This is a genomic window from Planctomycetia bacterium (assembly GCA_034440135.1).
Lineage (GTDB): Bacteria > Planctomycetota > Planctomycetia > Pirellulales > JALHLM01 > JALHLM01.
Genome location: JAWXBP010000286.1, coordinates 1 through 10,235, shown reverse-complemented (window position 1 = coordinate 10,235; position 10,235 = coordinate 1). Strand labels below are relative to the sequence as shown.

5 protein-coding genes are annotated in these 10,235 nt (G+C 61.7%); all 5 read right to left on the bottom strand.

Translation table 11 applies throughout. The features are described 5' to 3' along the window. Positions 1-12 precede the first annotated feature (12 nt). Genes SGJ19_17440 through SGJ19_17420 form a run of 5 tightly spaced genes read right to left on the bottom strand, consistent with a single transcriptional unit; the run spans position 13 to position 9,342 of the window. On the bottom strand, positions 13-951 hold the full coding sequence (locus tag SGJ19_17440; GenBank protein MDZ4782035.1) for an ABC transporter permease: 939 nt from the start codon (positions 949-951) through the stop codon (positions 13-15). Continuing rightward, positions 948-1,619 (bottom strand): exosortase-associated EpsI family protein, encoded by a 672-nt coding sequence (locus SGJ19_17435; GenBank protein ID MDZ4782034.1) that lies wholly within the window; start codon positions 1,617-1,619, stop codon positions 948-950. Before SGJ19_17435 ends, SGJ19_17440 begins: the two co-directional genes overlap by 4 nt. 9 nt (positions 1,620-1,628) lie before the next feature. After that, positions 1,629-6,002: a tetratricopeptide repeat protein gene (locus SGJ19_17430; protein ID MDZ4782033.1), complete on the bottom strand. Its 4,374-nt coding sequence runs from the start codon at positions 6,000-6,002 to the stop codon at positions 1,629-1,631. Positions 6,003-6,047: 45 nt separating this feature from the next. Continuing rightward, positions 6,048-8,315, bottom strand: coding sequence for a polysaccharide biosynthesis tyrosine autokinase (locus SGJ19_17425; protein ID MDZ4782032.1), 2,268 nt, complete (start codon positions 8,313-8,315; stop codon positions 6,048-6,050). Positions 8,316-8,358: 43 nt separating this feature from the next. Further along, complete coding sequence (locus tag SGJ19_17420) at positions 8,359-9,342, bottom strand: exosortase/archaeosortase family protein (protein ID MDZ4782031.1); 984 nt, start codon at positions 9,340-9,342, stop codon at positions 8,359-8,361. Positions 9,343-10,235: the final 893 nt, after the last annotated feature.

Below are 10,235 nucleotides of genomic sequence, written 5' to 3'. Positions count from 1 at the left end.
TCACAGTGTTCCTCAAACCACGTCCGCGAAGGACTTTTCCATGCGACGGAAATAGAACGCTCCGCTGCACAAGATGCAGACCGAAACAGCCGCCGAAATCAGAATCATCGGGCCGGGCGCCTGACCGCTGCCGAGCAGGGCCCAACGAAAGCCCTCCACCACTCCGGCCATCGGATTCAGCCCATAGACGGTCCGCCACGGCTCGCTCAACAGACTACTGGGGTAAGCGATCGGCGTCGCGAACATCCACAGTTGCGTCATAAACGGAATGGTGTACTTGACGTCGCGAAACTGCACATTTAGCGCCGACAACCAGAGTCCAACGCCCAGCGAAGTCGTATATGCCAGCACCAGAAACGCGGGCAAGAAGATGACGTTCCAGGTCGGAGCAATCCCAAAGCCGAGCATCATGCACATGAGTACGACGAACGCGATGCTAAAATCGATCAACCCGGCCAGCGACGCCGAGATGGGAATCACGAGTCGCGGAAAGTAGACCTTCTTGATTAGATTGCTGCTGCCCACGAGACTGTCCGACGACTGTGCCAGGGCGTTCGCGAAGAACGTCCAGGGAACCAAGGCCGCCAGGCTGAACACCGGGTAAGGCAGCTCGTCCGACGGCATCTTGGCGAGCTTGCCGAAGAACAGGCTGAATACGACCATGGTGCTGAGCGGCTGCAGGATCGCCCAAAGTACGCCGAGCACGGTCTGCTTATAGCGCACCTTGACGTCGCGCCAGATCAGGAAGAACAGGAGTTCGCGATACTCCCAGACCTCATGCAGCTTCAAAGAAACCCAACCGCGCGACGGCGCGATCCTGGTCACCACGTCGTGCGCATCGGTGCGAGGCGCGAGCGCGGCGGGGGCGCCCTGCGGGCGCGGCGGCACATCGCCGTTGGCGCTCCCTGGCGTCGCCGGTTCTTCAACGGTATCAGGAAGCACGTTGGTCATTCTGTTTTGAATTCCGCGAAGACGCTGTTGTCCAACGCTGGCAACAGTTCCGACAGGAAACTTTGGCACGCCGAAGCCGGTTCCTTACCATTGGCGCCGATCTCGTAGTTTGAAGCGACTTGAATCTTGAACAAGTAGGGTTCGCCGCCAAAGGCGGCGCGGGGAACCAAGGGCGCCGTCCAATCCTTCTCTTGCCGCCAGGAGTAACAAACTTCCAACCGGCGCCCTTCCGCCGAAACGCTCTGAAACTTCATCCGGCGGAACTCCTGCGGCCCGCGTTCCAGATCGATGGCCAGAATGACCGCTTCATCGACCAACTGATAGTTCGCCGATGAATAACAAAGCTCCGCCGTGTGCGTGGACGTAGGTCCCGGCGGACCGACGAGCATTGCCATCGCCACGGTTTGCCCCGTTTTCTCGTTCACATACACGCGATTGACGGCCTGCGAGAAGTCCAGGATTCCCTGAATGCGCGCCGAGAACGGCTGATCCGATTGCATTCTCCAGGAGCCGAATTCCAGCGGCGTCAAAGCGACGGCCTTGCCGGCGCGCGACAGCACTTCATCAGAGTTGCTCCAACGATTCGTGAACCGGCCATGTTCGATCGCGCCGAAAGCGGTGACCGCGATCAATAGCAGGCCGGTCATTACAGGGAGGTAAGCTCGCATGCCGTACACCTAGTTCTGAATCGCCGTTTCCAATGCCGCCAGGCCGCGGCGATCGTGGGCTGGCAGGGTCGCAGGATTGAGTTTGAGGGCCTTGGCCTGCGCGAGGCTGGCCTTGGCTTCGTCCAAATTTCCCAAGCTCTGTTGGGCCTGGGCGAGATGCAAGTAGGTCACCGGATCCTCCGCCGCCGCGGCCAAGTCACGAAAGGCGCCGACGGCTTCGTCAAGACGCCGGTCGCCGATCAAAGCCAATCCGCGCGTGTCGAGAAAATTGCTCGACGGACCGCCGACAGCGATGGCTCGTTCAACGAGCGCCAACGCCTCGGCAGGCTTACCCTGGCTGACTCGCAGATAGCCCAGGTTGTTGAGCGCCAGTGCATTGGCGGGATTCAGCTCAAGCGACTTTCGCAATGAGCGTTCCGCTTGATCGTCCAAACCGCGGACGAGCGCCAACGAACCCCACGCGAACGTCAGACTCGGATCCTCCGGAAACTTCGCCAGCGAGGCCCGAATCACGGGCTCGGCGCGAGCGAAATCGGCGTCCGATGCGCCGCTGATCGTGAGCACCATGCAGAGCGTAGCCGCGTCCGCGGCGGATTCCGCCGCGCTATTCGTCAAGCACAAATCAATCGCCTCGCGCGTGGCATTCGCCTCGGCTCGCCCGGCGAGGAACATCGCCAGCGCGCGCCGCCCATCCGGCGCCGCATCGGCCGCCTTACGCAAGTACGATTCCGCAAGCTCGCGATCCTCCACCGATGAGCAAAGATCGGCCGACCTCGCGAGCAGGGCCGCACGTGCTTCAGGCGTGTTCGCCTGAGCCAGCGTATGGTCTGTGTATTCGGCGAGTCTTGGTGCAATTGCTAGCATCGCGTCCCGTTGACGGTCGCGGCGAAGCGTCAGCGAAAACGTCCGCCATGAATCGGGTTCTCGCGATTGCAAACTCGCGAGGGCCTGATCCACCGCGGCTGTGTGTTCCGCGGAAACTCCGTCCGGATGCCGGATTGCATAGTCGACTAATGCCGCTAAATGGTCCGGCACTAGGATCTTCGACTGCGCATTTAATGCGATCAGTTCTTGCAACGCCGGAGCGTGTTGCCGGGTCGACTCGTACAGCGCCGCCAGCGCGAGCCTCTCTTGCGAAGGCACGACTCCCTTGCGCGCGGCCAAGCCAGCGAGGATGTCGATCGCCTTGCGTCGAGATTCCAATTCGGGGCGGCGCGACAACAGCTGTGCATACAACCGCAAATCAACTTCTTCAGTGGGGAGTTGCTCGCCGCCGGCGCCCAGCAGGCCGGACGCCTCGTCAAAGGCCGCGCGGCTTCCGCGGGCGCCCAAGACGCTGGCGAGCAGACGTTTCGCATCATCGTCGGCAGGCGCCAGCGCCTGCGCGTCGCGAGCCATCTTTTCCGCCAACTCGAGATCACGACCGGCGAAAAAGGAGATGCCCGCGCGGAGCACGCCGAGGTCCTGCGGGAATTGTTGGGCGATATTGCGGTATGTCTTGTCGGCGGCCGTAGCGTCTCCGATCAAGGCGCTCGCTCGAGCGAGCAAGAGCGAGCGGTCCGGTTCCGGCAGCGACTTGTTTTGTTCCAAACGCTTGACCAACTGGCCGGCTTGATCGGCTTTTCCCGCGGCCACCAGCACGTTCAATAGCGACTCCCAGGCCAGCGAAAAATCCGCGCCTCCTTCCACGGCGCGACCCAACGAGGCCGCCGCCGCATCCGACTGACCGGAAAGCAATTGGGTTTGACCCAACCAAAACAATGCCACGGGGTCGCGCGGCCGCATTTGCGCGGCCTGCTCGGCGATTCGCAAGGCGCGATCGTTGCGGCCTTCGGCGACGGAGCGGGAAATCGCGGCGGCGGACAGTACGGGTGATCCGGCCAAGGTGTTCTCGATGGACGGAGAGAGCTGACCATTCGCGCCGGCCTGGTCAAACGCCAGTTCCACGAGCCGAGAACCGAGTCGGAGTTCCATTTCGGTACCGGCGCTAATGGCCACGGCGCGCTCGTATGCGGCGATCGCCTGATCGAATCGCTGCTGCCGCTCGGCGACCTCGGCCTCCAATTGGATCGCCAGCAGCCAGTCGGGCCGCACCTTAGTGATCGCGCTCGCCAATGCTGCCGCGTCGGCCAACGCCGCGTTATCCGACTCAGGGTTCTGTATCAACCGGTGTGCGCGAAAATAACGCCATTCCGTGCTATCGGCGCCGTCGAGTTCTCGCAGCAGTTCTTCGTAGCGCTCCAGATTCGCCCAATCCTTGGTCTCTAAAAATAGCCCTGCCAATAAGCGGACCGCCTCGCGCCGGTCGGGCGACTTGCTTTGCGCAGCGGCCTCTAGCGGCTGCCTGGCCTCGGCAAATCGCGATTGGGACAACAACAGCCGCGCCAAGGCCATGTCCAGAGCGTTGGCTTGCTCGTCCGCCGCGCCGCCCCGCGCGTTCCGCAGCGCCTGCTCCGCGGCCGCCAGTCGCCCCTCGTTCTTCAGCAGCTCCGACCGCATGAGCGCCACTTCGGCAGGCGTCGACACCTTGGCGAGCTGCGCAAAACAACGCTCCGCGTCGTCGGCGGCGTCCACCGCGTGATACGCGGCAATGAGCGCACGCCATTCCGCGGGAGTACTTGCCGGAGACTCCTCGGCGGTTTGAATCGCGGTCATCGCGGCGGCCCGATCGCGTGCTTCCAGTTCCACTTGAGCGGTCAACAGACAGGCACGAAATCGTGTCGCAGGTTGCTCGCGCAAGGCGGCAAGCTGACGTCGCACATCGGACCAGTCACGGTCTTCCAGACGCAATGCGCGGATGCGGCTGATGATCTGGTCCAATTGGGAGATCACGTCGCCGGTGTTCAAGTTCAGATGAGGGGCCGCTAAATCAGGTCGGCCGGCCGCCGTCCAAGCCCGCGCCGCCCCACGGTGTGCATCGGCGGAGGAGGGTGAAAGTCGCAGCGCTTGTTCGTACGCGCGAGCCGCGCGATCCGCCTCTCGCAACGCTTCCCGACTACGGCCGAGCGACATCCAAGTCTGGTAGGAACTCCCCGCCCAACTCAATCGCCTGGCATCGGCGTCAACGCCGATATTCTCCTCCGCGCGCGTCAATCGCTCGAACGCTTCCGCGGCGGCCGAGAGTTCACCGCGCGATTGCAGGCGCTCCGCACTAAGTCGATCGATTTCCACCTGCGCGAGCGAACGTACCGCGGTGCTCCAGGCCAATTGATTCGCCGCACGCAGCGCGTTCAATTCGCTGAGTGTGCCGTCGAGTTGTTTATCCTGGCCGCTCGCGAGGTAAATCCTCGCCTGCCAAAGCTTCAACTCGAAGTCGTTTTCGGAGATTTGCTTCAGTCCGTCGTTCACCGCCTGTTCGGCGGCTGCCACCGATTGACCGTTGGGCTCAGCCGCTTCGAGGAGCATGAGCGTGCGCACTAGCCCGATGTAGGCGCGACGGTCCAAGGGTGCGGCTTTGCGGGCTGCTTCAAAGTGTTGCATCGCAGTCCGCAGTGCGTCCGGCTGGCCCTGAGCCGATGCGACGGCGAATTCGCCCGCCGCCATCCAAACTTCGCCGTCGCTTTGCCGCGCGCACGCGACGGCCGATTCCAGATCCGCGGACGCCGCTGTCGCGTTCGTCGCCAGCCGATAGCGATAACGCGTCAAATAGGACATGGCGAGGTCGGGATGGCGCGCGACGAGATCGTCCATTGCTTGGTCCGCGAGGGCATTGCGCTCCTCCGGCGAAGGCGGTGTTGAGGCGCCGAGCAACTGCACCGCGGGATCCCGATAAAGGGCTGCCAAGCGAATTGAAAGTTCAATGTCGTCATCGGACGGCGGGGCGCCTTGGACGGCGGCCAGGATCGCCGCCAGAACTTCATTCCAATTCGCCTTCTCGGTGTCCGCCGCAGCCAGTTCGAAAAGGGCCAACGCGCGCACGACGCCCGCCGACTTTTGTTCATCCGCAGTTCCCTGCTGTCCCACGAGCGCGGACTGTGTAATGGCATCCTCGTAGCGCCCAGTATCGAGCAACAAGCGAGCATATCGCAAGCGGAGCGTCGCGTTATTGGTCAACCCAGGCCTAGCTAGCACTCGTCCATGCACGCGCGCAGCGTCGACAAGTCCATTGAAACTGTTGGCCCGTTGGTCTTCGGCCTTGGCAAGCATTTGCCAGGCTTCGTCGTCGTCCGGCGACATCTGCAAATAACGTCGCAGCGACTTGACCAGCGGCTCCCATTCCTCTTGTTGTTCTTGTCGGCGTGCGCGTTCCAGCAGCAAGGCGGAACTCTTAGCGAATTGGTAGTCGTGCCAAAAATAGAGGGCGACGGCCAGCAGCGCGAACACGCCGCAAAACCAGGCGGCGAAGCGGTAGTTGAATTGCCAGCGGGATTTGGAGTTAATCATGACAGTCAGCGATCGGGAGGCGCCGGGGCGCGGAATCAGCCATTGCTAGGCATTTTTCTGTCGAAACGCGTATTCGCCGTATTTGCTGGCGTAGGTCCGCGGGGACACGCCGCTCAGCACGACTCCCAGCGTCTTCGCGCCAGCCATGCGCAGCCGCTGCTGCAGCACCTGCACCTGACTCTGCTTCGTGACGTCGCGCAATGCGCAAATCAGCACGCCGTCGGCAAGTTTGCAAACCGACAGCGATTCCCCGACGGCCAACACGGGGGGCGTATCCAACACAACGTAGCGGTACTCTTTGCGCAGTTCGTCCAGCAGTTCCCGCAGGCGATCCTGGTGCAGCAAAATGTGCGGGTGAGCGTTCGCCCTGCCAGCCGGCAGCAAATACACGTTCTTCGCCGCGGTGGGATGGATCGCCTCGCTAAGCGAACACTGACCGAGCATCACTTCGACCAACCCGGGCGAAAGCGGCAAGCCGTAGATCTCATGCATGTCCGGATCGCGCACGTCGGCGTCCACCAGGATCACCGGAGCATGAGTACACTGGGCCAAACTGATCGACAATTGTGCTGAAAGACTAGTCTTTCCTTCGCCGCTGACCGCGCTGGTCAAGGCCACGACGTGCAAATCGTCGCCGGCCGCCAGCAACATGCTACGGCACAAGTAATGAACGCTGTCCTCAAAGGCGGCGCGCTGCACAATGAAGCCTTGTTCGGCGCGACTCGTCGCCAAACGCGGACGACTGGGCAGGGCGGTGATTTCGCCAAACAGCGGCGCCTGACCGGCGGACGAAAGTTCTTCCCCCGCGCTAATGCGTTGCGTTTTGAACTCCCACAACAGCGCGAGCGCCAGCGGCGCCAATAATCCTCCCAGCACGCCCATGCCAAACTTCTTCCAGGGCAGGATTTCCGTAGGCGAGGATGGCGCGCGGGCCTTGCGCAGCACTTCGACGCGCGACGGTGCGCGGTTTTCCGTCGTCAACTCATTGATGCGATTCTGCAGCGTCTCGAATACCCCCGCTTCGCGAGACAGGTCCCCTTTGGCGAATTCGAGCATCACCGCGGTCTCGCCGGAGCCCTGATGCGATTGCCGGATCTTGGCGATCCGTTCCTTGAGCAACACCTCGCGTGTTTCGTGAGTTCGGATTCTCGCTTGCAGGGCGGCTACGTTTTCGTCGAAGGAGACTTGCCCCTGAATCGCCGCCCGCGTCGAAAGCATCTTAATCGCATCTTGGCGGACCTTGTCTTCCGTTGTGCGTACGAGCACTTCAGCGTCGGCGACGCGCTTCCTCAGGCGAGCCAAGAGCGGATCGTTCGCGCCCCGCGTCGACGCCGCGGCGCTGTCGTCGAACAATTGGCGTTCCTGCGCCGCCACGGCGCGCGCCCTAAGCACTTCTTCATGCTGCTCGATGGCGCCTTGCACCAGCACTTCCGGCGGCTCATAGCGATGTTCGGTCTGCGACTTTTGCATGGCTTGCAGTTCCGCCGTCAGGACAGCCCGGTCGACTTCACTGGAACCCAGGTCCGACAACAGTGCCGCCAATTCTTGCGGATTCCCGAAGACGACCGCCGCGTTATCGCTGGCGCCGATAACTTCTTCGCCCGTCAACTTCTTGGCCAATGCCTGCACGTTGGCGCGGAGGCCCGTCAAAATCGTGTAGTGCGATTTCGCCACTTCTTCGAGATTCTCAATGATCGTTTTGCGGCGCTCCACGCCCTCGTCGTCATACGACTTCGTGTACTCTTCCAACACGGCATTCACGAGATTGGCCGCGTCCGTAGGCGAACCTGCGGCGTAGGTAACCTGGTAAAGTTCCGAATCGTTGTCCGATTCCACCGAAATTGTTTTTCCCAGCGTGGCCACGGGGTTGGACATCGCCCTGATCTCGGGAATCGCCGCGATCGGCGCCCGCTCCAGCACGGGCTCAATGACCACCGGGCTGCGAATCAGCTGTAATTGCGTGCGAACAAAAACGTCTTGCGACCCCATCGAAACGCCGCCCGCGGCGCTTTGAGACACCAAAAACGGCGCGCTTGACTCGATTTTAAGCCAGGCTTCCGCTCGATACACCGGCCGAAAAGTCGCCCAGACGCCGAGCACCGCCAAGGACGCCAATAATGCGCCGGCCGGCAGACAGGCATGCCACCACCGCCGCCAAGTGTGCCAAATCAGCGCGGCGTTCAATCCGCCGGCCGAAGCCGGCGAGTCGGGCGATGCCCCGACGTCGGCGTCGTGCCGCTGCACAATGGGCGGTTGCCACGGCGACAAGATGCGTGGCACGATCGCGTCGGATTCGTCTTGGATGTGATTCATGGGGCCGGCCACTTCAAACTAAAGTACAAACGTCGCCCGAGGCTTAGCTCGTCGCGGCGGGTGTTACGTCCATTCCGATCAAAGAGGACTTTCCCGCCTCTTCATATTCCACGAATAGTTTTCCACACAGCCAGAGGACGAGGCCGAACAGCAGCGCCGCGGCGCAATTGGTGACCCATCCCGCCGCGTCATGGGAAAACGTCTTGCCGGCGTCCGACGAGACGTGCTCGTACAAGAACGCGGTAATGGTGACCCGCGTGACGTTGGCCAATACCGCCACCGGAACCGCGGCGACAATCAAGATTGACTTTTGCCACCAAGGCTTTCGCGAGAACATCACATAGGCCGAGGCCAGGGCGGTGATTCCCACCAACATTCTCAGGCCGCTGCATTCCTGCGCGACGTCCAACTCCTGCTCACTCATCAAGATCTTCACGCCTTCTTCCACGGCGGGTTGTCCCAACGTTTGTAACGCCCAGCAACTGGCCTTGGTCGCGACCTGGCGCAGCGGCATCCCCATCGCGTACTCCATGCGGTAGGGCAACGGCACCATGAACAGTAGAAACAGCAACGACGGCATACACCATCGCAGCAGTGGCCAGCCGCCATACCAGATGCATACGCCGGTCAACCAGAAAGGGATCGACCAACCGTCAAAAGACGGCAAGAAGATGCGCGCTCCCAGGTAGCGGAACAACGTAGCACTGGCCACAACACCCAACCCCACCAGCGGCGCCGGCGCCCAGACCTGCGGGCAATCCGCGCGCCGAAACCAAAGAAACGCCAGTGCCAACGGCGGCACTAAGAATCCGTGGGAATAATCGGCCACGCGCTCCCATCGATCGACCAGTTCGACGATTGTTGTCCAATAGGACCACAAAAACACCGTGGCAAAGAGTGCCCCCCACGCCAATGCCCATTGGGTGGTTTTGACGCCCAGCGGCGCTGCCGTGACGGTTGGCTGCGAAGGCAGCTCACCTCGTTCGGAGATTCGCAGGTTCGGTTTGTGTCGAGCTTTATGGCTCATAGATCAGTTTTCCTTCGCCGCGTTTCCGCTCGATCGATGGCGTCCGAGCAACGCGCTTCGTATTTCGTCCAACCGCCGCGGGGGAGACTCGCACGCCTTCGGCGCAGACTCCGTCCCCATGGGTGTACACCCTTCGCCGTTTTGGCGGTCCTTGCTCACCAATGATATGTCTCAGAAACACGCCGAGCGGCGGCTAGCAGTTGCCATTGCAATGGCATGCCGTTCGCCAATTCGGAATTTAGACACAAGAGAAGGCGCGCACCAGCAGTTCCGCTGCGCCGAAGCGGCGGAGAAGTATCCGCGAAACTGCTTTATCCGTCGACCCGCTACGCCGATGCCTGCCCTTGGTGTCGGGTTCCTGTCTGCCTTGACGGGATTCCCATATCGTACAATTGGGGGTGTCCCTGTCAACCATTTGGATCCCACGCTCGGCCCAGCCGAGCCCCCTGGGTGACGCAATCTTTGGAATGTCGTGGATTGCCCGGTCGCAGCGTCAGCGAGCGTCAAGCACGTTCCGCAGAATTATGCCGACCCCTGGCACCGAGCTTCAAGGCATCATTGAACCCGAGACCGACGTCGCCTCCGCATCCGGCGTATAGTCGGCATAACCACTATCCCGATCGCGATGGCGGTCAAAATCCGCGTGCTCGGCTCAGGAACTGCCGACCGGCCAGCCGCCAACCCGTCGGGCGACGATTCGACCGAAAACTGCAACCCCAGCGAATTCCTCACGCGATTCAGATCTTGGATATCCACGCGACCATCATACGGTAGCGTTTCGCCCAAGTAGCTGCTCAAAAGGTCGACGGACGAGCGGCCAAATGCATTCCGTACCAAATTGATATCTTGGATATCGATCGCGCCGTCTCGATTGGAGTCCGCCGGCAGAAACG

Coding starts and splice junctions, on each gene's coding strand:
- SGJ19_17430 (MDZ4782033.1), bottom strand. CDS start 6,002: ATGATTAACTCCAAATCCCGCTGGCAATTCAACTACCGCTTCGCCGCC.
- SGJ19_17440 (MDZ4782035.1), bottom strand. CDS start 951: ATGACCAACGTGCTTCCTGATACCGTTGAAGAACCGGCGACGCCAGGG.
- SGJ19_17420 (MDZ4782031.1), bottom strand. CDS start 9,342: ATGAGCCATAAAGCTCGACACAAACCGAACCTGCGAATCTCCGAACGA.
- SGJ19_17425 (MDZ4782032.1), bottom strand. CDS start 8,315: ATGAATCACATCCAAGACGAATCCGACGCGATCGTGCCACGCATCTTG.
- SGJ19_17435 (MDZ4782034.1), bottom strand. CDS start 1,619: ATGCGAGCTTACCTCCCTGTAATGACCGGCCTGCTATTGATCGCGGTC.